The organism is Deinococcus radiotolerans (assembly GCF_014647435.1).
GTDB lineage: Bacteria > Deinococcota > Deinococci > Deinococcales > Deinococcaceae > Deinococcus > Deinococcus radiotolerans.
In genome coordinates this window covers 12,466-35,880 of sequence record NZ_BMPE01000001.1, presented here as the reverse complement: position 1 = coordinate 35,880, position 23,415 = coordinate 12,466, and the positions used below count along the sequence as shown (strand labels likewise).

Genomic DNA, 23,415 nt, shown 5'->3' with positions numbered 1-23,415 from the left:
TCACGTTGCCTCAGGGCACAAGGAGCACCCATGGCCGAACCGTTTCTAGGTGAAATTCGTCTGATGTCCTTCGTCTTCGCCCCCAAAGGCTGGGCCCCGTGCAATGGCCAGCTGCTGCCCATCAATCAGAATCAGGCGCTGTTCTCCCTGCTGGGCACCACGTACGGCGGGGACGGCCGGGTCAACTTCGCGCTGCCCGACTACCGGGGGCGTGTCCCCATCCACCAGGGCGCCGGGCACCTCCCGGGGGAACGGGGCGGCGAGCAGGCGCACACCCTGTCCGTCTCTGAAATGCCCACGCACATGCACACCCTGACCGGCCTGTCCGCTCCCGCCACCCTGCCGAACACCACCGGGAACTTCCTGGCCACCGCCACAGGAGAAATCTACGGGGACGTTGGCGCTGCCGTCGCCCTGGGGGCATCCACGGTCTCCACGGCGGGCGGCTCGCAACCGCACAGCAACATGCAGCCCTACCTGACCCTGTCGTTCTGCATCGCCCTGCAGGGCATCTTCCCCTCCCAGACCTAAGGAGTACCTCATGGCTCAACCGTACGTCGGAGAAGTTCGCATGTTCGCGGGGAATTTTGCCCCGGCTGGCTGGATGTTCTGCGAGGGGCAGCTGGTGCCCATCTCGGAGAATGAAACGCTCTTTCAACTGATCGGCACCACCTACGGCGGGGACGGCCAGGAGACGTTCGCGCTGCCCGACATGCGCGGCCGTCTGCCCACGCATCAGGGCAACGGGATGGTCCTGGCCGAGACGGGCGGCGTGGAAACAGTCACGCTGACCTCAAACCAACTGCCCGCACATACGCACGCGGCGGTGGCCTCCAGCAACAACGCCCTTCAGGCGGCCCCGCAGAACACCGTGCTCGCCCAGCCCACCGTGATCAGCCTGTACCGCATCGGCGAGGCCGGGGCCAGTATGGCGCCCGCCATCGGGCCCGTGGGCGGCAGTCAGCCCCACACCAACTTCCAGCCTTACCTGTGCGTGAACTTCATCATCTCCCTGTACGGCATCTTCCCCAGCCCCACCTGATCTCACAGGAGCCCTATGTCTGACCCCTTCGTGGCTGAAATCCGCATCTTCCCCTTCAACTTCCCCCCCAGAGGCTGGGCCCTGTGCAACGGCCAGCTCCTGCCCATCTCGCAGAACACCGCCCTGTTCTCTCTGCTGGGAACCACCTACGGCGGTGACGGCAAGAGCACCTTCGCCCTGCCGGACCTGCAGGGCTGCGCGCCCATGCACCCCGGCCAGGGCCCTGGCCTGTCCCAGCACGACCTGGGCGAGACGGACGGTGCGGAAACCGTCACCCTCCTGGAAAGCGAGATCCCGGCGCACACGCACACCCTGATGGCACAGATCAATCCGGCCAACAGCAAGGACCCGAACGGGAACGTTCTCGCCCGGCCAGTGGGCGGCACCACGTACGCCGCGCCGAACGCAGGCCCGCCGATCAACCTGTCCCCGTCAGCCCTCGCGCCGGCAGGCGGGAGCCAGCCGCACAACAACATGCAGCCGTACCTGACCGCGAACTTCTGCATTGCCCTGCAGGGCGTCTTCCCACCCCGGTCCTGAATCGTGCGTGTGTCCCTGCGTCCAGTCACGCCAGCCGACCGTGATTTTCTGTTCCAGCTGTACGCGAGCACCCGGGCGGATGAACTCGCGCTTGTGCCCCACTGGACGGATGATCAGCGGCACGACTTCCTGACCCAGCAGTTCGCGGCGCAGGACCACGCCTACCACGCGCAGCGGCCCGGCGCGGACTACCTGATCATCACCCTGGATGACAGTCCTGTCGGCCGCTTCTACCGCCACGAGCAGGGACCCGAGTGGCGCGTGATGGATATCACCCTGCTGCCCCAGCACCGGGGCGGCGGGCTGGGCGGGCACATCCTGAGCCACTGGCTCGAAGAGGCCGACCGGCAGGGCGTGCCCGTCACCCTGCACGTGGAGCCTTTCAACCCGGCCCTGCGACTGTACACGCGCCTGGGATTCCTGCCCGTTGAGGAGCGGGGCGTGTACTGGTTCATGCGGCGCCCCGTTCACACGCTGTTACCCGGTTAAGGGCGGCCTGCCGGATTCCGGCCGTGTGGGTTCGCCCATCCCCGGAGTCCGGCAGGCCGCGCCCCACGCCTGGCGCTTCATGGGCCGCTGCGTGCGGTCAGGTGAAGATGATCTGGTACTGCATGCCCTGGCCGTCCGGTCCGAGCGGCACGGCGAACAGGTCCAGTGGGGACAGGTTCGGCCCAGTCAGGCGGACGACGCCCTGCCCCAGGGGCGAATGCAGCGGCCCGGTGAACAGCAGGTCGAAGGCCTCTGCGCCGGATGGGCTGCCCGTCACCTCGACCAGCGTCCAGCCCTGCACCGGCTGGCCCGGCGTCTGCACCTGAAAGTCCTGCCCCAGCAGAGGTTCGAAGTCAGCGCGTGAGATCCGGGTCATCATGCTGCGCACCAGCATAGCGGCTGCCACAGGTCATGGCCGGCGCCTCCAGGCGGCGCAGGGTCCGATCCGAACAGTTGACCCCAGGACGCCAGGGGAAGGAACGGAAAAACTCCGACCCTTCCCTGGTCGGAGTTCTCTTGGTGGCGATGCCCGGACTTGAACCGGGGACCTAACGATTATGAGTCGTTCGCTCTAACCAGCTGAGCTTTTTCCTCGTCCCAGACAATCTATATCGGTTGTTTTGAACTGTCAATATTCATGGAGAGCAAAGGATCATCGCTGGGAGAATGTTGAAGGGGCACCCTGGGCGAATTCATCTGTATGTGCGGTGAAAGAGTGCATTCACTACACTCGCCGCACATGCGCCATTTCCTGCTTCTGGCCTGCGTTCTGCTTTCTGCCGCGTCTGCCGTCAGCCTGCCTGGCCGAGCGGTCACCCCCGCTGCGTTGGGAATCACGTTGTCGCTGCGCGGCAACGAAGCCCAGAACCTGCGCCTGCTGAGTGAGGCGCGTCCCTCACAGGTCACGGTGTTCCGCAGCGCCAGTGGCCGCTCCCATCTCAAGTTCAACGTGGAGGTGGAGGGAAAAACCTACGCGGCGATCATGTATGAGGGCGACTGGACAGCAGCGGATCAGGAGCGGCTCAAGGCCGGTTCCGTGAACCTGGTGGGCCTCTGGGACACCTACGCCAACCAGCCTTCGTTCACCGTCAAGCGCCTTCTGAGTCAGGCGCCGGCGCTTCCTTCCACGAGCAAGCCGCTCCTGAAAATCGCCTCCGCGCAGGTGAACGTGGCCAGCATCAAGAAGTTCACCAGCCGGAATCAGAAGGTGCATGTCACGTACACCTTCACCGTGAACAACAAGACGTACCAGGGCGTCGTGTACGCCGGCGACTGGTCATCGGTCACCCTCGACGCCCTGCGCTCAGGCAAGGCCACCCTGTTCGGCACGTGGGGAACATTCGAGAACAAGCCGAACTTCATCACCCAGCGGGTCGAACGTTGAGTGGCGTCGCGCCTGACAGTCCGCTTCGCCGGATGTTTGTCGGTCAGAGCTTCCTGATCGGTGACGTGGCTGAGCCGATCATTCCTGTGCTTGAAGCGTTCCTGACCAGCCACCCTGACGCCATCGCGCTCCTTGAGTTCACGAGCCCGGGTCTCCAGCGGCGGCAACTGGACTGCGCATTGATCAGTGCCGGTGGGATCGATCTGATCGAGGTCAAGAACAAGCATGGGGTGGTGACAGGTACGGCGGCCGGCGAGTGGCTGGTCCGGCGTGGCCGCTTCACGGACCCTGTGGTCAACTTCAAAGCGGGCCGGGCCGAGAACCCGTATCAGCAGGCGTACAATGCGTCACGCGACCTCCAGGCGGGCCTGAAGCGGCTTGGGCTGGGCGGCAATGTCCGCGTGACGCCGATGGTGTGGCTGCCGAGTGCCGACCCGAGTTCCAGTGTGGCCGAAGACTTCAACGTGGGTCTGCTGCTCGGCACGGAAGGCTTCGTTGACGCCTTGAAATCGGCGCCGAGGAGTCACGGTGGGCGGTGGGACGGCGCCGATCCTCGTGTGCTTCCCACGCGGCTTGGCCTTCAGCCGATGAATCTCTCGTTCCTGCGGGGCCGGGTGGTCGCTGCCCATGACCACCAGGGCGTCGCTGACGTCGAGGTCTGGGCTGAGGTGAACGAGGAGCGTCATACCACCCGCACTGACGAGCAGGGGGTCTATACCCTGGCCGTGGCGCTGGGTGCAGACGTCACGGTCGGTTTCAGCCCACCGGAGCGGTACGTCCTGCCGGCAACCGCCTCGATCTGTGCGGACCTGCGCTACGTCACCGTGAGCGAGGTGCGTCTGGCGGACCGCTTTCCACGCAAGACCGAGGAGGAACTGCGCAGAGAGGTGATGCGTGAAGTCGAGTCGCGCGTCCAGCAGCGACTGGCAGCGACCCAGGCGCATTGGGAGCAGGCGCGGGCCGAGATTGACCTCGTCGTTGACGACCTGACCGCACAGTTGCGCACGGCGCAGCTGCGGCTGGTTGACCAGGAACGGCTCCTTCGAGACCGTGAGGCCCAGCTGGATCAGCCGCGCCTGCCTCTCCCCGCTCAGGTACGACAGGCCCATTCCCTGCGGGTCGTTCAGGAGCAGCGTGGGCAGATCGATGAGGCGCTGGAGTTGTTGCGGGTGCCTCCCTACGCCCATCAGCGTGACGATGTGGACCACGTCCTGCGGCTGCTGTCAAAGTTGGAGTGGAGTGCGCGCCGCGAACTGACGGACGCGGCGCCTGAACTGGTGCCAGCGGTCAGGCTCACGACGGCACCCCGCGCCGCGCCCACCTTACCGGCAGACTCTCCCTTTGTTGACGTGCCGTTCCGTGAGGTCCCGGACACGCCCCCAGTCGGCATTGCAGATGTTCGGGCAGGCCGCCGGATTCCTTGGGGCCCAGTGATGGTGGCTGCTCTTCTGGCCGCTGGCGCTGGAGGGGCCATGGTGGCCTGGATGAGCCAAACCCGCCCTGCCTCGCAGACCACCACCCCTGCCCCGGTCACCCTGCCGGCTGTGACGGTCCCCCCAGCGGCAGGGGCGGCATCTCCTGAAACACCGGTGGCCGCTCCGGCGGTGGTAACGCCACCATCACCTTCAGCCAGACCGGCGGCTGTGCCCGAGGTGGCCCTCCCGGAGGTGGACGCGGCGCCTCCCACGGCGGCACCCAGCTCAGCTGTGGCTCCAAGAGAGGCGCCCCGCACTGCACCAGTGGAAACTGCGGCTCCAGTTCGGCCAGTGTCGCCACCACCGGTCGTGCAGGAGGAAGCGGCCATGCCCCCATCCGCTTCCTCTCGGCAGCCCACCAGACCGGCCACTGCAGCTCCGGTCTCGTCACCGCCTCCCGTTTCCCCCCCAAAGCCCGCGCCAGCGGCGCCGCCCACCCCCGCCCCGGCGGCCCGGTCCAGCGCCAGCAGTGCGCCTGCGGCAGCCTCTCCCGAGCCAACCGCCGACGCCACCGACCTGCCGGGGGAAGTTGTGACGCCTTCTTCAGCTGCGCCCGCTGAATTTTCCCCCGATGAGCCCCTCCCTGGGGTCCCCGTAGAGTAGGCACGAGCAGTTCCCCAGCCACCTATCCGCCGCCTGAGGTTTTGAGATGGAAGCGACGACACGCGAACGCACGACGAAGGTCTTTCAGTTCCTCCAGGAGTTCACGGGGCTGAAGTACAAACCGCAGCGCACCAGTGACAACGACAGTTTGCTGTGGCTGCACAGCCTCCCGCAGGAACCCGAGGTGACCAACGCCGCGCGCCTGACCGAGCGTGAGGTGACGCCGGACGAGTGGCTGGTGCTCCGCAAGCCGAAGTTCCGCCCGGCTCCCATGGTGCCCGCGGAACTGACCGACTGGCTCACCAGCCCGGTGGGGCAACCGGACCGACCGCCAGTGGTGTTGACGCAAAGGGTCATCACCACGGTCATTCCGGACGATGATCTGCAGCCTCAGCAGATTCAGGAAACCCTGTTTCTCGAGGACGACGCGCAGGCGCTGGCGGCCTGGGGGCGGTACGAGCGGGAATGGCATGCCTGGGCTGCCGAGGAGCGCCGGGCCCGGACGGTTCAGGACCGGTACTCCCAGCTGTTCGACTTTCATCAGAAGCTGGAGTCGTTCGGAGAAACCTACGAGCTGCGCCTGGGGCTCGGGTACCTGGCCTGGCGCACGCCTGGGGGCTCCGAGGTGCGCCGCCACCTGCTCACGGCGCGCGCGGCCCTGACGTTCGACGCCCTGAGGGGGGTCCTGACCGTGACCGCGGCCGGGGACGGTGCCAGAACGACCCTTGAGCAGGACATGCTCGACGCCGATGAGCGGCCCCTGGCACAGGTCCAGGACCATATTCATCAGGCCCTCGCAGAGTCTGGTGAGGAGGTCTGGAGCGCCACGATCCTCCCTCAACTGCTTGAGGCGTGGGTGAACGCGGCGGGAGAGCGCGGCTCATATCTTCCGGAACTGACTCCTCCTCGCGGGGCTCCAGCCGATCCCACCGTCCACTGGGCACCTGCCCTGATCCTGCGCCGCCGGGGCGAACGGAGTCTGGTGGCCGCGTACGCCGACATCGTCCGCCAGGCGGGACAGCTCGACACGATTCCCGAACCGCTTCGCCGCTTCGTCGAGGTGTCGAACGAGCCCCCTGGCCGTGGCATGAGCGGCACCTCAGGGGGCCAGCGCGCCACCGAGGTGTACTTTCCCCTGCCGGCCAACGACGCCCAGTTGGAGATCATTCGCAGGCTCGAGCGCCAGCCCGGCGTCCTGGTGCAGGGCCCCCCAGGAACCGGCAAGTCCCACACCATCGTCAACCTCGTCTCCCACCTGCTGGCCACCGACCAGCGGGTGCTGGTGACGAGCCACACCGCCCGCGCCCTCAAGGTGCTGCGGGACAAGTTCCCGGCAGAGCTGGCCGCCCTGTGCGTGACGCATCTGCGCGGCGAGGAGGGCGCCAAGGCCACCCTCGAGCGCTCGGTGCAGGAGATCACGCAGCGTTCGGCCCACCGGGAGCCGGAGACCCGCGAAACGGCCCGCCTGAATGCCCTCTCGTACGAGCTGGAGAAGGCACGAAAGGAAGAGGACACCCTGCTGGACGACCTGCGGCGCATCCGCCAGGGTGAAGTCGGCGACCTGAACCTGGAAGGCTACCTGGGCAGCGCTCAGGAGACCGGGGCACGTCTGCGCGCTCAGGAAGCGCAGTTCGGGTGGCTCACGGAACTCGGCAATCCGGTGCAGAGCGCGCCGCTGACCGACGCCCAGGCGCTGAGACTGCTGGCCCTGCTGCGCGAGTTCACGGCGGAAGAAGAGACGGAACTCGCGCAGCACTGGAACGGCCGGGACACGCTGCTGGCTCCTGAAACGTTCCTTCAGTTCGTGCGTGAGGAAGCCGAAGCGGTCACCACCTCGGACCGCCATGCGGGCGGGCGCGCCCACCTGGGCTTCGCCACCTTGCAGGACACGGCCCCGGACGTTCGCCGGGCGCTGCTGGACGCGCTGCGGGAGCTGTCCCGCGCCGTGCAGACGATTCACGCCGGCCCCGACGCCTGGCTGATCGGCGCCGTCGCGGCCACCCTCAAGGGTCAGGCCGGGCTGTGGCAGGAGGTGCGCGCCCAGACCGATGCCCATCTGCCGTCGCTGCTGACGCACGGCGACTGGTTGGAGGAGACAGCAGTGAGCGGGCTGGGCACCCGGGACCCTCAGACCGTCCAGGCCGACGCCGAGACGGTGCTCGCCCACCTGCGGGCCGGAGGAGGTTGGGGCAACTTCCTGATGAAGCCGGCGGCCGTAAAGACCCGGCAGTACCTGCGTGAGGAAGTCAGGGTCGGGGGACGCGCGGCCGACACCCCCGAAGTACTTGAAGCCCTGCTCCAGCACTTCAGGCTTCATCAGCGTCTCGCAGGACTGGAGACGCTCTGGAAGGAGGTCGGGCTGCCGGTCTCCGGTTCGATGAAGCGCCGCCTGCTGGCCCTTCGTGAGGCGCAGGAAGCGCTGACGCGCCTGGATGAGCTTCAGGACCGCCTGACCGAGGCCAGAACGGCCACGCGGTCGGTCGCCGGCCTGCCTGAGCCGCGCTGGTGGGACAGCGCTGAGCTGGACCGCCTCACGGCAGGGGTTCAGGCGGCCAGTGCGGAGGCCACCGCCACAGCCCGGCGGCAGGTGCTGAATGATCTGCTCCCGGCCCTCGAAGGCCTGGCCCTGCGGCCGGATACCCATCCGGTGACCCGCGAACTCATCAAAGCCGTCCAGACCCGGGATCCCGACGCGTACAGCCAGGCCCACCGGCGCGTCCTCCACCTGACCGCACGCAAGCAGCTCCTGGAGGAACGCGACCAATTGATGGCCACCCTGCGCCGGACGGCACCGACCCTGGCCGACGAGCTCCGCACTCAGCCGGAGGACGCGGTGTGGGATGAACGCCTGAGGAGCCTCGAGGCAGCGTGGCGGTGGCTGCGCGCGGACGCCGAGCTCGCACGGCTGTCCAACCCGGACACCGAAGTTGATGTCCGCCAGCGTCTGGCGGCCTGCCGACAGCGAATCCGCGACACCCTGCGTGACCTCGCCACCCACCGGGCCTGGGTGAACACCCTGAACCGCCTGACCCAGCGTGAGCAGCAGGGCCTGGTGCGCTGGCAGCGCGCCATGAAAAGCCTCGGGAAGGGCACCGGGAAGCACGCGGAGCGTCACCGCCAGACGGCCCGCGCCGCGCTGGAAGAGGCCCGCACCGCCATCCCCGCGTGGATCATGCCGCTGCACCTGGTCGGTGAGACGTTCACGCTGCGCCCCGGCATGTTCGATGTGGTGATCGTGGACGAGGCCAGTCAGGCCGGACCTGAAAGCCTTTTCCTGACGTTCATCGCCAAGAAGATCATCATCGTCGGGGACGACAAGCAGATCGAGCCGGAAGGCGTCGGCCTGCAGACCGATCGCCTGGACGCCCTGGTCGGCCGTTATCTCACCGGGCTCCCGGCCCCCGAGATTCTGGGGGAGCGCAAGGCCAGCCTGTTCGGGTTCGGCGCCTACACCTACGCCGACCGCATCAGCCTGCGGGAGCACTTCCGATGCATGCCGGAGATCATCAAATTCTCCAGCGAGCTCAGTTACGAGGACCAGCCGCTGATCGCCCTGCGCCAGTTCGGAGCAGACCGGCTCGCACCGCTGGTGGCGCGGCACGTGACCGACGGCTACACCGTCCCGCGGGGCGACAAGACGAACCCGGCCGAGGCGCGGGCCATCGTGGACCAGATCAAGGCCTGCATCCTTGACCCGCGCTACCGGGACGCGGACGGCCGGGCGAAAACCATCGGCGTGGTCAGTCTGGTCGGGGACACGCAGGCCGAGGAGATCGCGGCGCTGCTCCGGGCCGAAGTCTCCGAACGGGAGCTTGAAGAGCGCAAGGTCGTGTGCGGGAACGCCTAGAGCTTCCAGGGCGATGAGCGCGACGTCATGTTCCTGAGCATGGTGGACAGTCCCACCGATGGACGCCGCGCCTCCAAGCGCTCCCGCGACGACGCCATCTTCCAGCCCCGCTACAACGTCGCCGCCAGCCGGGCCCGGGACCAGCTGTGGCTGTTCCACAGTGTCGACCTCCCGGACCTTCATCCCGAGGACCTGCGGGCCTCACTCATCCGGCACGTCCGCAACCCGGAGCTGGCCCAGTTCCAGCCTCTGGCCGACGCCCGGATCCAGGACCTGCGCACGGAGGCCGCCCGGCCCGGGCGGGCCCGCAACAACGCGCCCAGGCCCTTTGACAGCTGGTTCGAGGTGGACGTCTACCTGCAGCTCGCTGAACGGGGTTACCGCGTCATCCCGCAGTTCGAGATGAACGGCTACCGGATCGACCTGGTGGTCGAAGGCCAGCGTGGCCGGCTCGCCGTGGAGTGTGACGGGGACCAGTGGCACGGCCCGGAGCAGTTCCAGGCGGACCTCCACCGGCAGCAGGTTCTCGAGCGCGCTGGAATGCAGTTCTGGCGCGTGCGCGGCAGCACCTTCAGCCGTGATCCTGAAGCGGCCCTGGAGGACCTGTGGCGCACGCTGGACGCCCGGGGCGTCTATCCCCACAACGACCCGCGCAACTTCGCCCCTGTGGCGACGCAGGCGATTCCCGAAGCCGTTCCCGACGACGCTGTCGATGCCGCGCAGGTGCCGGAAGACGCCATCACCCTGGCGCAACAGGCTGGGCAGGTCCTCAGTCCTGACGTTCCCGAGGCAGCCGTGCCTCAGACCGCCATTCCCGAGCTGGTGCTGGCGCCTCACCGCGTCGCCGAGCCCGGCCTGCTGCCCCATCCCCAGGACCTCCCGAGCCCTGAGCCGGTCATCGAGGGACTGCGGCAGATCATCGAGGTGGAAGGGCCCATGCTGTGCCGCGTGGCCTACCGCAGTTATGCCCGCGCCGCCGGCCTGCCGTACGGCAAGACCTTGCAGGGCCACCTCAACAGGGCGGTGGCCCGGGGGCTCCGCCAGGGCATCTTCGAGCAGACAGACGAAAATGGGCAGCCTGGACAGGTCGAGAAGGTCGTGCGCCTCCACGGCACTACTCCAGTGATCCTGCGGGAACGAGGTTCCAGAGACTTCACTGATATTCCCCCTCTGGAACTGGCCGCCCTGATGCAGGAGGTGCGGCGGCTCGAGCCGGAACTTGCAGAACCGCACGCCCAGGAAGAGTTGTTCCGCCGCGTCCTCGCGCTGCACGGTGGAGAACGCCTGACACTCAAGCGCCGCGAATTGCTCGAACATTCATATCAACACTGCATAGGACAGCTAGAACCTACGCTTTCTGATTGAGCTCGACAGAAGAATTTTTCATTACATTAGAATTCATCAATTGGTATTTGGATTATACGCCATATCATTAACGGATATTAGTAGTCACTAATAAATTCGGTAAATCCCATATATTGAACACTTACCTCAATCATATCTCCATATCTTTCCTCAAGTCTATCCTTTAAGTCGCCTGGATATGGATTTACAATAGTGATCTTTAAAGGTCTCTCGCGGAATTTTAAGGCGTCATCCATCATCTTCCAGCTTCGTACATCTGTCACAGGAAAACTATAGCCGATAAAGATCACTTCATCACATGTGATTATCGATTTCCCAGCCTTATACCATATATCATCCAGAATTCCACCTAGTATTCCATACTCTTTATTTTGAATGGGAGGTATTATCAAAGGCATGGCCTCCTGCATCTCAGGATTTAATGAAACCTTACCGTATTCCTTTAGATGAGGCATTGCATTTATAGATACGAGACTTCGACCGGAGACTTTAGGAGTATCTATCGGAATATTTGGCGGGTAATAATAATATGAAAACGGTTCATATCCCCCTTTATACCTTCCCTCCCACGTTTCATATGGACTCTTAGTTGACTCATAGGCATATAAAATGCGGTCTTTGGGATCAACGCCAATATTTGCAAAATTACGCTCGTGCAGCGCAAGATGGAAAGTCCTATAAGGCATCAGCCAGTTGGTTGATCCATGCAGCTTTAAAAGTGAATTTTTTGAATTTAATGATTGAGGATTCGTCCATCCATCCCGATAGATCTTCTTAAACTGAACTCCATATCCGTCATCAACATGCCATTGTCCCGTTGCACTTAGCGCTCGATCTAACATAGTATCCCAATTAAAAGTTATAAGCAAGTCATCTTTATCGATTTTGCGCGCTAAACATAAATATGCTTGATTGATCTCCCCATTCTGAATTTCGTTCATAACCGATGCAAACAGGAAGATCAGTTCATCATATGCCTTGGTATAATGCATGACTTCCATGACATCATTATTCTCACCAGAAGAAATAAGAGATAGCTGTCGCTCTATTTCAGTCGCGAATACCTCAATATCAAGATTCCACTTAACCCAATACTTTTCAGCCCATTTGGTTTGTAAATCAGCATCCCCCAAAGGGACACCGACTCGCCTAGCAGCCTCATGGATCAAAAATCCATGAAGTACATTACGATCATCACTAATTGAAAGTTTATGGAAGGTCTCAAAAAAGTTACGCGCCAATGGCATTCCTAGACCTGTCTTAGAGTCGGCATAACCGAAGGAGGCACCAGCACCAAAGATAAATACCTTCAAAATTGTTCCTCCCTACCCATGGCTGAATTGAGAATCGCTGCCTCATGCATATATACTTTCGTCCTTACTTCGGTAGGCCTCGTACACGTGAGCGTAGACAGCATTCACAGCCACGTCGTACTCCGTCTGAGTGAACTGTTCGGGGAGCGCATCGAGTTCCTGCCTGATCGCCTGCCTGACCTGGGCCCGGGCCTGCTGCTTCTTACGCCAGTCCAGCACCAGGCGGTCCCCTTTAAGCCGGGTCAACAGCCCCCGTGCCACCGCCTTCACCGCCTCGCGTTCCTGGTCGCCGACGTCTCCGGACGCCGCCGTGATCTGGTCGAACACCGCCAGTTCCTCTTCACTGAGTCCTTCACGCACGGCGCGCTTGACCTCCTCGCTCAGGTCGCGTCCCAGGCGTACCAGTTCCTCGAAGAAGACCGCGACGTTGGCCGATCCGGAGTTGTAGTCCTGGATCATGGCCTCCAGTCGTGCCGCGTAGTTCACGCGGGTCTTGTTGAGCCGGGTCAGGCGCTGCACTTCACCGTTGAGCGCGGCGCGCAGCTTCTCGGCCTCGGTCCGCTGCCGGGGCGTCTTCTCGAACATCGCCCGGAGCTTGTCGAAGTCCACTTGGCTCAGGTCGATGCGGGTGGTCCCGTCGCGAATCACGTACCCGTGCGCTGCAACTGAGGTGTCCAGCAATGTCTCGACCTGCTGCATGACGCCGTCCACCTCGGGCTCGTCCTCATCCAAGTTCAGGCGCTCCGCCAGGACTCGGTACAGGGCCCGCTGTGCCGCGTAGGCCTGCGCCGCAGGATCCGGCAGCACCGCCTTGTAAAGCCGGTTCACGGTGTTGGCCGTATCCGTAAAGCGCTTCCGCACGTCGTCCCCAGCCAACAGGGCGTCCGTGGCGTCGCGGATCAGCTCGAGCTTCGTCTCTCCAGTGGCCTGCAGGATGGCCTGCGGGTCGACCCCGTGGGCTGTCACGATGGCTTCCGCCTCCCCGAGCACCGCCCGCAGGGCTGCCAGGAGTTCGTCCTTGTTCTGCACAGGGGTTTCGTCGCCCATGCCTGAGCCGCTCCCTGCGCCGTAAATGGCCAGGGCGCGCTGCAAGTTGCGGAAGACCCCGACATAGTCCACGATCAGCCCGCTCACCTTCTCTTCCCAGACGCGGTTGGCACGCGCGATGGTCTGCATGAGGGTGTGGTTGCGCATGGGCTTGTCGAGGTAGATGGTGCTGACGCTGGGCGCGTCGAAGCCGGTCATCCACATCGCGCACACGAAGACCAGCCGCAGCGGATGGGCGGGGTCCTTGAACTTGCCCTCGAGGTCCTCGGTGACCATCCGCCGGCGGTGCGGGAGGATGTCCAGGCCCCGGTCGGCGAAGTCGGCGATCTCGTTCTGCGCCTGAGAGATCACCACGGCCATGTCCGTCTCCCGCAGGAAGCGCAGGCGGCCCAGCAGGGCGTCCCGTGCTTCGCCGGTGGCCGTGGTGAGCTCGGCTTCCGTGGCGGCGATCTCGTCCTGCCAGTACCGCTGGACCTTGCCGTGCATGCGGACGGCTGTGGCCTTGTCGAGGCTCACCACCATGCCCTTCCCGAACTGTCCGCGGCCCAGGAAGTGCCTCACCAGGTCCTGGGCGATCTTCTCCAGCCGGTCGTCCCGGGTGAGCAGCTGGTACTCGCGGCTGAACTCCCGCTCGACCAGCCGCTCGGCGTCCTCGTCTACACCCTCGCGGTCAAGGAGGTCTTCCATGTTGGCCTGAAGCTGGGCATTGGTGAGTTGCAGCTCCGGGATCCGGTTCTCGTAGTACAGCGGCACCGTGGCGCGGTCCTGCACCGCCTCGCTGAAGTTGTATATCGAGACGTAATCTCCGAACACCTCCCGGGTCTTCTGTTCCCCTTCCATCAGCGGCGTGCCGGTAAAGCCGATGAAGGCGGCATTCGGCAGGGCGGCCCGCATGTTCCCGGCGAACACGTCGTACTGGCTGCGGTGCGCCTCGTCCGTCATGACGATCACGTCACCCCGCGCCGAGAGTTGTGGGTAGACCTCGCCCTGAGGGGTATGGAATTTCTGGATCAGGGTGAACAGGAAGCGGTGGTCCTCGCGCAAGAGTTCCTTGAGGTGAGCCCCGCTGCCGGCACGGACCTGCTCCTCGGGCTCATGGACCGTGCCGGTGCGCGCAAACGTCGTGTAGATCTGCTGGTCGAGTTCCTCACGGTCGGTGACCACCAGGAAGCTCCAGTTACCGGGGACCTTGCGCAGGACCTTACGGGAGAAGAACACCATGCTCAGGCTCTTCCCCGAGCCCTGGGTGTGCCAGAACACCCCGAGGCGGCCCCGGTTCTGAGCCGTCTCCCTCAGCGCCCCCAGGGCGTTGTTCACCCCGAGCACCTGGTGGTTCTTGGCGAGGATCTTCGCCACGCCGCCCTGGGTCTCCAGGTACGCGGTGAAGTTCTCTACCAGGTCCAGCAGGCGTGAGGGCTCGCAGGTGCCGCGCAGCAGGGTGCTCAGGCCCACACGCCGCGGTTCGTCCTCGCGCTCGACACGAACCCACTCGGCAAAATGCTCCCAGCCGGCCGTCATGCTTCCCACCCTCGCTTCCGTACCGTTCGAGAGAATCACCAGCGCGTTGGGATGAAACAGGTGCGGGATGGTTGAGCGGTAATCGCGGAGGTTGTCCTTGTAGGCGTTCTTCAGGCGCCGGTGCGTCGACTTCAGTTCGATGAACACCAGCGGCAGGCCGTTGACGAAGCCGATGACATCCGGTCTGCGGGTGTAGAGGTCACTCTTGACCGTGAGCTGCTGCACTGCCAGGAAGGTGTTGGTTTCAGGGGTCTCCCAAGCAAACACCCGGACCCGTTCGGGCCGCTCGCCATCGTCGTCAGGCACCAGGACCGGCACGCCGTCCACCATCAGGCGGTACAGCTCCTGGTTGGCAGCCACAGCCGAGAGGGCCGAACGGTCCTGAGTGACCACCTCGACGGCCTGCTCGATTCCGGTCTTTGGCAGGTGCGGATTGAGCCGGACCAGGGCGGCCCGCAGCTCACGCACCAGCACCACCTCGCGCTGGCTCTCGCGCCCCAGGGTGCCTGCCTCACCGAGCACCTCGTGCGTGGCGTCTGCGGTTCGCCAGCCAAGGTCCCGGAGGATGGCGAGACAGGTCTCCTCCACCAGCCTGGCCTCGCTGAATTCACGCACGGTGGACCTCATACGCCTGGCGCACGAGCAGCATGATGGGATCGACTTCATCCATTGCTGTCGCTCGAACTTCAAAGTGACCTTCCACGAAGCCGGACGTTTCGTTGCCAGGATCCACCGGCCGGCCGAGCCCAGCCGGATTGTCCAGAGCGCCAGGAAGGAGATTCAGGCGCACACCGGCGCTTCCGCTGATCGAGCTGCTGTACAGCCTCATAAACTCTCTCGGACCAGCACTCCCAGGAACATAGAACTTGGCGCTCTTCTGCGTCGTCTGGACCGTCACGTCATCCGCGACGTTCGAAGCCCGGCTGAGCAACTCGGCGTAGATCGCCTTGGCCTGCTTGTACTGTGCGTTGCTGACCCCGGGCAGCTTGACATCCGTAGCGCCCTCTTCTTGCCGCAGGTATGCCGCCACCATGGCCGGCCACGCATGCTCCAGCTCCTCCAGGGTGCGGATGGTGCGCGAGAGCCAGGCTCCACCCTGCCCCCAGCCCTCCTGCTCATCGGGTTGCAGACTTTCCGGCGCCAGCTTGACCGAGACATGGATGGCACTCTGGCGGGGGCGCACCTCCATGAACACACGGCGAGCACGGAACGAGCGGTGGAACTGCGTGAGGTTGTCCCAGACGTCACCGCTCAGCCCGCGCGTCCGTGTTTCGAGCTCATGGAGAATCTGCTGGACTGTTTCAGGCAGGTGGGAGAAGTCCACCATCCCTGGTGCCTCTGAAGTCGCAGTCTCACCCCCGGGCTTGCTCTGGCGAGCCAGCTGATAATCGAGCGCCTGTCGTGCCAGGGCCTCGAATGCGTCGAGGTCCGACTGGAGAGGGAGAGTGAACTCCACGTTCCCGTTTCCCGGCTTGCCCTTGCCGGTGATATCCCGGGTCAGGTGCAACGGGTCGTCAAGGTGCTCAGGAGACAGATTCAGCCAACCCTTGACGGTATCCAGCGCAGGCTGTGGCACGATGTCGCAGAAATTCGACCCCTGAATCTTGTAGGCCACGTAGGTCTTCTGCGATGCCTCCGTGACGCCTTCGTGTAACTTAGCGAGTCGCGACCGCACCTGTCCGAAGAGCTCTCGCAACGCCGGGCCGCTGGTCTCCAGGTGATCCTCGACAGTTCTGACCTTGCTTCTCTGGCGCCCTTCTACACGGAGAGCAGTGATTTCCTCAGGCGTGAACTCTGGATAGGCCCAGAGGCCCAACGCATGCTGCGTCAACGTCGCCGACCTTGCCACGATCTCCGCTTCGTTCCAGACGTCAAGGTCCGCGATCTTCCGGGTCATCAACAGGCGGCTGTGGACATAGCCCTTAGGCTCAGGGAGCTTCCTCTTCTCCTCGAAGGAGCGATCGCCCAGCTCACTGTTGTAGCCGGTCAGCGTGAGGTTCCCGAGGGTGTGCACTAGGCGCTCCTGAATGCCCCGCCAGTCAGCACCCAGCATGTCCCGCCAGGGTTGGCTCAGATCCTCGTTCTGCGGCAGGACATGCTCAATGGTGAGGCCAGCGTGCCAGAGCTTCTCCTTCGGATTAAAGCTGTTCTCCAGCCGGACAAGGAGGTGCTTACAGACGTTCAAGCGGTAGAGGGCCACCTCCTGAAGCGAGCGGGCGAACACCTCGTCAGTGGGAAAGCCGTCCTGGTCCCGGTCCTGAAAGCGCACCAGCGCCCGCTCCAGGGACCGGAGGTAGTCGTCCTTCTTCAGGTCGCGCCCCAGTCCGGCGAAGAAGCGGTTGAGGGGTGCCGTGCGAGCGCCGACCACCGCACGGCGCAGCAGGAACGACTCCATCAGACGCAGGGAACGCACGAGGTCTTCAGGGGTCAGGAGGCCGCGCTCGCGGTCCTCAAGCAGTTCGAGCAGGAAGGGGAAGATGACCCGCAGACGCAGCGCTGTCAGGTCCTCCATCGCCAGGCGAAGGGCCGTCTGCGGCAGGCGCGCGGGATCGATGATCCCCAGATACAGCCGCGCGGTGTGGACCACATCTGCGACCAGGGCCTTCACACTTTCCTCGGTGGGACGGGACGCCCGGTACGCCTTGAAGGCCGCGTACACCTCCCGCTCGTTGGGCAGGCTGCGCGTTCGCAGGGTCAGGAAGTCGCGCATGAAGCGGTCGAAGGTCCCCTCCTCGGTGTCCGCGAAGAGCGCCTCCATCGGCACCCAGTAGTCCCGGCTGAGGTTGTCCTGCTCGGCAGCCTCCAGTCCCATCAGCACGTTGTTGCGGATGAGGTCGGCCTGCGTCAGGTCCTTGCCAGTGCTGTTGAGGCTTTCGAAGATGAGCTGGGGGTCGTCCCGGCCTTCCTCCAGCGCGACGGTCACCACCTGGAGCTTATGGATGCCGCGCAGCACCTCCCGCAGGTCGACGCCCGGCTCGGTCAGTCTGCCCCGGAAGAACTCGGCCCCGGCCTGCACCTCCCGCGACACCTTGTCCGGCGGGGGCGCGTCGCCCAGCAGGTGCTTGAGGGTGTCGCGATCCACGTGGGTGGGCAGCAGCTTGTACCGAGAGTCGCCGCTCAGCCGCTTATTCACGAGGTAGTCGTTGCGGAGGTCGGACGCCTCCACACGCTGGGAGTCTGCCGTGCCCTCCAGTGGCAACTCCAGCTCGCCGACCTCGGCCAGACGCTCCGCCAGGGCCAGCATCAGCAGGGTCAGGGTCGTGAGGCGTTGCTGTCCGTCGATCAGGCGCGCCCGCTTCAGGTTCCCGGCCATGCTGCCGGGGCGCTCCATGTACACCACCGACCCCGTGAAGTGCAGGGTCGGCTTGGGGTCCCGCCCGGCGCGCACGATGTCCCGCCAGAACTGCTCGCGCTCCGGCGTGCCCCAAGAGTAGGGACGCTGATACAGCGGCACCTCGAACTGCTTGCTGCCCTCCAGCAACTCCGCCAGCTTCGCCTGCTCTGCGATCACGCCACCGCCTCCTCTTGCCGCTCTACTTCCTCAATCTCTAGCCCCCGCACATCCAGCGTCGACACGTCCAGCTCACCCGATACCAGCCGGGGAAGGAGCAGGTCACGGGTGCGGCGGAGGTTGGCGTTACGGACGCGAAGGTTCTCTTGTTGAAGCGCCATAGCCTCAACCCGCTCATGGAACAGTCGAAGAATGTCCTCGTCTGGGATGAGCAGTGGAGCCTGTGCGAAATCCTCAGCCACAACCGCCGGGTAGGCCGCGCCGCGTGCCCGCCCGACGAGGTAGGCCGAGAAGTCCTCCGTCGTCGTGGTCATGTAGAAAAAAGTGTAAGGAACCTGGTTTGGTGTTAGAACCGCGAAGCCCGTAGACACCACGAGGCGTGGGTCTGGATTCAGCACAAGCGCAAAAGTGCGGCGATTCGGCCTCACTGTCGCCCAAATCACATCGCCGTGACGCACCAAACGACGTGCACGCCCGGGAGCAGACTCGAAGGGCATCAACGCCGCCGTCTCAATGGCTCCCGTTCCCACTGAGGAGAGGTCAACGTACAGCACCTCATCAGGCTCCTTGCCCTTCTTAATGCTGAGGAAGTTTGTTGCTGCAACCTCCCGAAGCTGTCGCCACTCCCATCCTTTCGGCCTATGCCCCTGCTCGTCCTCCACGAACTCGGCAGTGTCGTGCCCTGGGAAGCGGAACTCCACAAACCACTCGCGGTACAGGGCGCGGGCCATCTCCTCCAGCACCCGCACGCGCCGTGTGTTGTTCTCGATCAGGTCATCGTAGGCGGAGAGGATGACTGCGATCTTGCGCTGGGTGGGGCAGGGAGGCAAGCTAAGGGGTTCACTATCAGCAAAGACAGTAAATTGGAAACGCGATACACCTGTATGCTGCGTATTGTATTTTCTAAGTTTCCCTTGCGTATATAAACTGGATAGCAGGTAATAGATAAATCTAGGGTCAGCCTTGCTAACGTCAATCCTCAAGAATCTTGCGAAACTTGCACAAGTCAATTTCACTTCAGATGAGTTGAATAGCGATGAGTGCAGGTAGACCGTTCTGCCCGTGGGACGATCTTTAGAACCGCCAGCCGTTTCCAATAATATGTCGCTAGATCTAAGGGCTTTCCGTAAGGCTGTGTGCCCCTTAATGTAACGAAGGGGTGCGGAAGATAAATCCCCCACTCGGACGTTGTCAAAATCAGTTCCCCTAATGACCCGCATTAGGACAGAGTCCTCAAAAGGCTCACCCTGGCCCCATTCACCATCCTTTGTTTCCACTAGAAGATCGCGCAGCGTGAAAGATTTCCAAGTCACGCTCCGACCCCTTCGAGCAACGCCTGCATGTTCTCGCAGATTCGCTCCTCTAGCTCGTGCGCCTCGACGTTCAGGACCTCTAGTTCCTCGTTCAGTTCGCCCAGGCGCACGCTGAAATCGAAATCGTCGACAGCGCGGGCCTGCACCCCCACGTAGCGGCCAGGGTTCAGGCTCCAACCCTGCGCCTCAATCTCAGCACGCGTGGCAACTTTACACAGCCCGGGGACGTCGCGGTAGGCGCCGTTCGGGAAGTGCTCGGTCATCAGCGCAGCGCTGCCATGGAGGTCTTCGCTGGCCTCGCCCCGGTACAAGTTGGCGATGTTTGCCAGGAACTCTACCTGCGTGCCGCTCAGCTCCCGAATAGCCCGCGTGACCGGCGTATAGATGTGTCGCGCGTCAATGAACAGCACCTGATCCTCGCGAGGGGTACCCTTCTTGCGCTTGTCGAAGAACCATACCGTCGCGGGAAGCGTGACCGTGTAGAAGAGGTTCGAGCTGGTTGCCAGCATGATGTCAACGGCCCCGGCCTGGATGAGGTGGCGGCGAATCTCCTGCTCGCTGCCGCGCGCGTCGCTCGCGCTGTTCGCCATGACGACCCCGGCGCGGCCCCGCTCGTTCAGGCTGGAGTGGATGTACTGCATCCACAGATAGTTGGAGTTGTCGGTGCGCGGCAGGCCGAAGGGTAGACGCGGATCTACACCGATCCGGTCCTTGTCCACACCTGAGACGTTGAAGGGTGGGTTCGCCAGGGCGAAGTCGAACTTGCTGGGGCTGGTGTGCGGATCCTCATAGAAGGTATTGGCCTGACGGATGTCTCCACTCAGGCCGTGCACCGCGAGGTTCATGCGGGCTAGCTTGACGGTCTCAGCAGTCTTCTCCTGGCCGTACACGCTGATCTCTGACGTCGGGTTCGCCCGGTGCTCCTCCACGAAGCGCGCAGACTGCACGAACATGCCGCCCGAGCCACAGGCCGGGTCATAAATGCGGCCATGGAAGGGCTCCATGATCTCCACCATCAGCTTGACGAGGCTGGTCGGAGTGTAGAACTCGCCACCCCTGCCCCCTTCGTCCCGCGCGAACTTGCCCAGGAAGTACTCGTAGATCTTGCCGAACGCGTCCCCTTCGAGGTCATCGGCGATCTCCGCGAAGTTGAAGGCCTTGAGGAGCGCGACCAGGATGCTGTTGTCGATGCGGTTGTAGAGCTTGGGGAGCACGCCGCGCAGGTCCTCGTTCTCCTCCTCGATGGCGCGCATGGCGTCGTTGATGCTCTGGCCGACGTTGGCACCTTCGGGAAGCTGGAGTAACCAGGAGTACCTCGCAGCTTCGGGCACGTACAGAACGCCCGCTGCCTGGTAGTCGTCCTTGGTGACCCCACTGCGCCGTCCTCCACCAGCCGAGAGCCGGGTCTTGGCTTCGGTGAAGCGGTAGTCGGCGTAGGCGAGGAAGATCAGGCCCAGGACAGGGGTGCTGTACTCGTGGCTGCGGAGTTTGCTGTTCGCCCGCAGGTTGTCGGCAGCGGCCCACAGGCGGCGCTCAATCTCGGTGGTGTTGGCTGGCATCGTGTGCTCCAGAATACGGCCAGGACGACGTTCGCACAGGGCGAAATGGGCATGAACAGGTGGGGTGTCGGGGGTGTTCACGCCCGCAATGCCCAGCAGACAGGCGCCGGTTCCCTAGCAACGCTCAGTCGACAAGGTAGAAGCGTGCACCGTTCCCGCGCGACACCTCCCGACACCCTGGCCGGTTTTGTCTGATTTACGTCCATTCGCGGCTCGAAACAGGCGTTTACGTCCCCATGAGCGGGTCGAACAGGCCCGAGTTCGGTAGAAAAAGGCCAGCTGCACCCGCCAGACAGAGGAACCTCGGAAGAGCCGCCAGTTTGGTTGCCGACCGGCTGACCTGGGCTCTGTTACCTGGTCAGGCAGTCAGGGCACCAGGAGCACTCCAGCGGCCATACGGCCCGCCAGCCCGATCCTGCAGCACATGTTCCGGCCGGAAGTAGATTTCGCTCCCAGCGGGCAGATCGGGAAAGCATCCGGAAGCCTGAACGATCTGCGCGCGGTGCACGGACGCCGGCAATCCCTCCTCCACCTGGGCCCACACCAGGTCCTCCACGGTGTCACTTACGACGAGCAGCAACACCTGCCGGCCTGGCGGAAGCGCTGAGGTGGAGGGGAAGGCGACTTCGGCCAGGGTATACGAGTCTTGCGCTGAGTTCATGTCTTCTCCTTGAGGCCAGCAGTCAGGCGCAGCGTTCATTCAGCCGAGCTCTGGCTGGCCAACACTGAACGTTCTGGCGCGTCAGCGCCGACAGGGTGAGGGCCGGTGCGCGGACCAGGCGCCTGTGCGTGGTCACCCCCGAACCCTTGCAGGACTCGTGGCATCGCTGCCCGGCTGCTCTGGAGAGCGCCAGCTGGTGCCTACTGGGGGCCTGATTCAGTGCCCTGCCTCTCTCGCGTACCTGCGTGGGCCTCGCACGCCTGACCCCGGGGGGAGTGGGGGGGAGTCCTGACAACCTTGCCGATTGCGGCGTTGCGGGGCGACGTCGCCGAATTCTGCGGCTCGCCGGCCTGCACCAACTCCTCTCCCCTGTTCACCCAAATCTCCGCGCTCATGGCGGAGATTTTCCGAGCGGAAGCGAGGATCATGACCGTCACTCGAGTGAGATCTTTAGTGCCAGCCAAGCACATGGGGTGATAGAGGAAAGATGGTCAGGACCCACCTGAGCCTGCTGACCCGCTCCACAGACTGAGTCAAACCTCGGAAGTCGTTGGGGGATATATAAGGGGGACATCTGACGTCCGTGATCCGACCTGACTGACCGGAGGTAAGAGGCTCAGTTCGACCTCCCGGCCCTTCTTGGCTTTTCGAACGATACCCTCATTCATCAAGGCCCGAATAATGTGCTCCAACCGCTTGGCTCCTGTCCCGAACGTCGACTCGAACCGAGTATTAACCTCACTGGTGAGCACTGGCCCCTGGCTGAGAAGCTGCACAAGCCACTCGCGCCGCTCGGTGTCCTTATGTCGGCCTCCTGCCTTTTGATCGGCGCGAGCGCGGCTGCGGAGGTTGGGATGCCCTCTCGCTTCCCATGACAAGGGTTCGAAGTCTCCCCGCACCTTATGAGCTGTGATCGCCATGTGACCAGAGTTCTGGTCCAAGCTCAGCTGCAGCATGGCGTCCGCCAACCCCTTGATACGCTGTGCCCCCTCGTATTGATTGCTGTCCTTCCTGGTGTGGTGTAACACGACGATCGCCAGTCCGAGCGAATGTGCCAGATCCGCAAGCGGCTTGAGGACCTTCTCAGCCACCGCATTGGAGTTCACGGCGTTCTCCTCTCCAGTCTGGTTAGCGATGGAAGCGTAGGAATCAATCACGATCAACTCGCATCCCGCGCGCTTCGCCCTTCGCAGCAGGGGGGCGATCTTAAGCAGCGGGACGTCGTGTTGCGTGATCACGAAGCCTGAAACAGCAAGCTCATCTCCATAGCGCTGCAGGTCAGCTGGGCCCATCTCGTAATCGATGTAGAGGGTCTTACGCGCTCTGGTCTTCCTACCCTTGAAGGGCAGGCCGTTGGCCACCGCGTGCAGCAGTTCCAGCATGAGTCGGCTCTTCCCCACTCCCGACGGGCTGTACAAAACCGTCAACCACCCTGCTCGTATCAAGTTATGTACCAGATAGGGAGGAACTCTGAGTCTGGGCTTGTGCTCCCACCTGGTGTTGAAAAGTGGATCAAGCTCAGTGATCTGAAGACCGAAGGTTTCATTCGGCCATGCCGATACCAGCTGCCAGCAAGCCCTTTTAAACTTCTCGGTGCTTTCAGGAGCATTTTCCTGCAGGAACGCTGAGCCCGCATTACGGTAGTCCAGAACGAGCGAAGAGGAAATATGCCTGAGGGACGAGGCAAATTCAGGCAGATGATCTTGTTGACGCATGTGGGCTCCTAAATCGTTGAAAGTAGTTCTGCC

Annotated in this window: 16 protein-coding genes; 8 read left to right on the top strand and 8 right to left on the bottom strand. The window is 63.5% G+C overall.

Annotated elements, in window-relative coordinates:
* Positions 1–30 precede the first annotated feature (30 nt).
* The 4 genes from IEY63_RS00175 to IEY63_RS00160 are packed head-to-tail and all read left to right on the top strand — an operon-like array spanning position 31 to position 2,071.
* Entirely contained in the window at positions 31–531 is a 501-nt protein-coding gene (locus IEY63_RS00175) for a phage tail protein (RefSeq protein WP_189066970.1), read from the top strand.
* A gap of 10 nt (positions 532–541) precedes the next feature.
* Positions 542–1,042 carry a phage tail protein gene (locus IEY63_RS00170; protein WP_189066969.1) on the top strand — a complete coding sequence of 167 codons (501 nt, stop codon included), beginning with the start codon at positions 542–544 and terminating at the stop codon, positions 1,040–1,042.
* 15 nt (positions 1,043–1,057) lie between these two features.
* Positions 1,058–1,582, top strand: a complete 525-nt coding sequence (locus IEY63_RS00165; RefSeq protein ID WP_189066968.1) for a phage tail protein — start codon at positions 1,058–1,060, stop codon at positions 1,580–1,582.
* Positions 1,583–1,591: 9 nt separating this feature from the next.
* Positions 1,592–2,071: a GNAT family N-acetyltransferase gene (locus IEY63_RS00160; protein ID WP_189066967.1), complete on the top strand. Its 480-nt coding sequence runs from the start codon at positions 1,592–1,594 to the stop codon at positions 2,069–2,071.
* 97 nt (positions 2,072–2,168) lie between these two features.
* Here IEY63_RS00160 and IEY63_RS00155 read toward each other — a convergent pair whose 3' ends face one another.
* Entirely contained in the window at positions 2,169–2,450 is a 282-nt protein-coding gene (locus IEY63_RS00155; protein WP_189066966.1) for a DUF6916 family protein, read from the bottom strand.
* 360 nt (positions 2,451–2,810) lie between these two features.
* On the opposite strand from IEY63_RS00155, the gene IEY63_RS00150 reads away from it, so the two are divergent.
* Genes IEY63_RS00150 through IEY63_RS00135 form a run of 4 tightly spaced genes read left to right on the top strand, consistent with a single transcriptional unit; the run spans position 2,811 to position 10,745 of the window.
* Complete coding sequence (locus IEY63_RS00150; protein WP_189066965.1) at positions 2,811–3,455, top strand: hypothetical protein; 645 nt, start codon at positions 2,811–2,813, stop codon at positions 3,453–3,455.
* 32 nt (positions 3,456–3,487) lie between these two features.
* A complete protein-coding gene (locus tag IEY63_RS00145; protein WP_189066964.1) occupies positions 3,488–5,533 on the top strand; it encodes an NERD domain-containing protein in 2,046 nt (681 codons plus the stop codon).
* A 46-nt stretch (positions 5,534–5,579) separates the two neighbouring features.
* Positions 5,580–9,380: a DEAD/DEAH box helicase gene (locus IEY63_RS00140; RefSeq protein WP_189066963.1), complete on the top strand. Its 3,801-nt coding sequence runs from the start codon at positions 5,580–5,582 to the stop codon at positions 9,378–9,380.
* A gap of 27 nt (positions 9,381–9,407) precedes the next feature.
* Positions 9,408–10,745 carry a PDDEXK-like endonuclease domain-containing protein gene (locus IEY63_RS00135; protein WP_189066962.1) on the top strand — a complete coding sequence of 446 codons (1,338 nt, stop codon included), beginning with the start codon at positions 9,408–9,410 and terminating at the stop codon, positions 10,743–10,745.
* Between the two features lie 77 nt (positions 10,746–10,822).
* Here the strand turns inward: IEY63_RS00135 and IEY63_RS00130 are convergent, their stop codons facing one another.
* The 7 genes from IEY63_RS00130 to IEY63_RS00100 all read right to left on the bottom strand — a co-directional run bounded on the left by IEY63_RS00130 (position 10,823) and on the right by IEY63_RS00100 (position 23,382).
* Complete coding sequence (locus tag IEY63_RS00130; RefSeq protein ID WP_189066961.1) at positions 10,823–12,058, bottom strand: SIR2 family protein; 1,236 nt, start codon at positions 12,056–12,058, stop codon at positions 10,823–10,825.
* A gap of 42 nt (positions 12,059–12,100) precedes the next feature.
* A complete protein-coding gene (locus IEY63_RS00125) occupies positions 12,101–15,238 on the bottom strand; it encodes a type I restriction endonuclease subunit R (RefSeq protein WP_229784387.1) in 3,138 nt (1,045 codons plus the stop codon).
* Positions 15,231–18,134, bottom strand: coding sequence for a DUF262 and DUF1524 domain-containing protein (locus IEY63_RS00120; RefSeq protein ID WP_189066959.1), 2,904 nt, complete (start codon positions 18,132–18,134; stop codon positions 15,231–15,233). Before IEY63_RS00120 ends, IEY63_RS00125 begins: the two co-directional genes overlap by 8 nt.
* The gene (locus IEY63_RS22700; protein ID WP_189066958.1) at positions 18,131–19,447 is read right to left on the bottom strand and encodes a restriction endonuclease subunit S; all 1,317 of its coding nucleotides are present in this window, start codon (positions 19,445–19,447) and stop codon (positions 18,131–18,133) included. Before IEY63_RS22700 ends, IEY63_RS00120 begins: the two co-directional genes overlap by 4 nt.
* Entirely contained in the window at positions 19,444–21,006 is a 1,563-nt protein-coding gene (locus IEY63_RS00110) for a type I restriction-modification system subunit M (RefSeq protein ID WP_189066957.1), read from the bottom strand. Before IEY63_RS00110 ends, IEY63_RS22700 begins: the two co-directional genes overlap by 4 nt.
* A gap of 358 nt (positions 21,007–21,364) precedes the next feature.
* A complete protein-coding gene (locus IEY63_RS00105; protein ID WP_189066956.1) occupies positions 21,365–21,667 on the bottom strand; it encodes a hypothetical protein in 303 nt (100 codons plus the stop codon).
* A 533-nt stretch (positions 21,668–22,200) separates the two neighbouring features.
* Positions 22,201–23,382, bottom strand: coding sequence for an AAA family ATPase (locus IEY63_RS00100; protein ID WP_189066955.1), 1,182 nt, complete (start codon positions 23,380–23,382; stop codon positions 22,201–22,203).
* Between the last annotated feature and the right edge of the window lie 33 nt (positions 23,383–23,415).

Bases quoted from the DNA above. Each gene is read 5' to 3' on its own strand.
- IEY63_RS00175 (WP_189066970.1), top strand. From the start codon at position 31: ATGGCCGAACCGTTTCTAGGTGAAATTCGTCTGATGTCCTTCGTCTTC.
- IEY63_RS00170 (WP_189066969.1), top strand. From the start codon at position 542: ATGGCTCAACCGTACGTCGGAGAAGTTCGCATGTTCGCGGGGAATTTT.
- IEY63_RS00165 (WP_189066968.1), top strand. From the start codon at position 1,058: ATGTCTGACCCCTTCGTGGCTGAAATCCGCATCTTCCCCTTCAACTTC.
- IEY63_RS00155 (WP_189066966.1), bottom strand. From the start codon at position 2,450: ATGATGACCCGGATCTCACGCGCTGACTTCGAACCTCTGCTGGGGCAG.
- IEY63_RS00150 (WP_189066965.1), top strand. From the start codon at position 2,811: ATGCGCCATTTCCTGCTTCTGGCCTGCGTTCTGCTTTCTGCCGCGTCT.
- IEY63_RS00145 (WP_189066964.1), top strand. From the start codon at position 3,488: ATGTTTGTCGGTCAGAGCTTCCTGATCGGTGACGTGGCTGAGCCGATC.
- IEY63_RS00140 (WP_189066963.1), top strand. From the start codon at position 5,580: ATGGAAGCGACGACACGCGAACGCACGACGAAGGTCTTTCAGTTCCTC.
- IEY63_RS00135 (WP_189066962.1), top strand. From the start codon at position 9,408: ATGTTCCTGAGCATGGTGGACAGTCCCACCGATGGACGCCGCGCCTCC.
- IEY63_RS00110 (WP_189066957.1), bottom strand. From the start codon at position 21,006: ATGCCAGCCAACACCACCGAGATTGAGCGCCGCCTGTGGGCCGCTGCC.
- IEY63_RS00105 (WP_189066956.1), bottom strand. From the start codon at position 21,667: ATGAACTCAGCGCAAGACTCGTATACCCTGGCCGAAGTCGCCTTCCCC.
- IEY63_RS00100 (WP_189066955.1), bottom strand. From the start codon at position 23,382: ATGCGTCAACAAGATCATCTGCCTGAATTTGCCTCGTCCCTCAGGCAT.